Origin of the sequence: Streptomyces carpinensis, assembly GCF_002154505.1 — a bacterium.
Classification (GTDB): Bacteria; Actinomycetota; Actinomycetes; order Streptomycetales; family Streptomycetaceae; genus Streptomyces; species Streptomyces carpinensis.
Map to the genome: position 1 here is coordinate 1 of NZ_MUBM01000805.1, position 674 is coordinate 674.

At 74.3% G+C, this 674-nt stretch carries 2 protein-coding genes; both read right to left on the reverse strand.

The window, feature by feature from the left end; translation table 11 throughout:
• On the reverse strand, positions 1-293 hold a 293-nt coding region (locus BZY54_RS54590; protein ID WP_244217739.1), incomplete at its 3' end, for an AMP-binding protein.
• A 14-nt stretch (positions 294-307) separates the two neighbouring features.
• A partial coding sequence (locus BZY54_RS54595) for an AMP-binding protein (protein ID WP_143668486.1) occupies positions 308-674 on the reverse strand: 367 nt, incomplete at its 5' end.

The window sequence follows — 674 nt, forward strand, 5'->3', positions numbered from 1 at the left end:
GTCAGTTCGGTGGGGCCGTAGAGGACTTCGAGACGGCTGTCCGGCGCGGCGGTGCGCCATTCGCGGGCCGCCTGGAGGGTGAGCGGCTCGCCGCCGAAGACGCTCCACCGCAGGGTCGGCATGCTGCCCTGGGCGAGGGTGCCCAGACGGGAGGCGAAGGTGATCAGCGACGGCACCGAGAACCAGTGCGTCAGCCGCAGGCTGTTGATGGTCTTGACCGGGGACAGCAGCTGGCTGCGCGCCGGGACGACGAGCGTTCCCCCGCCCGCCCAGGCGACGAACAGGTCGTGCACAGAGCCGTCGAAGGTCAGCTCGAAGGTCTGCGACAGCCGGCTGCCCGGGGCGATCTCGTACCGGCCGGCGACCTGCTCCAGGTCGCCGGCCCGACGTGCCGGAACGGCTCACCGCCCAAAAAACCGGACGGGGCCGCTACGGCCTCCGGGTCGCCCCCGGTGGTGGCCGCGGTGTCCGGGCCGGGTTCTCCCGGGTCGGCCACGTGGACGGGCACGCCCAGGTCCGCCGTGGCGTCGGCGGTCTCGGCCAGGATCAGGTCGAGGCCGGCCGCCTCGACGACGCCCCCCGTCCGTGCGGCGGGGTGCTCGGGGTTGAGCGGGACGACGGCCGCGCCGGCCCGCAGGATGGCGAGGTAACCGGCGTAGGCGGTCACCGAGCGG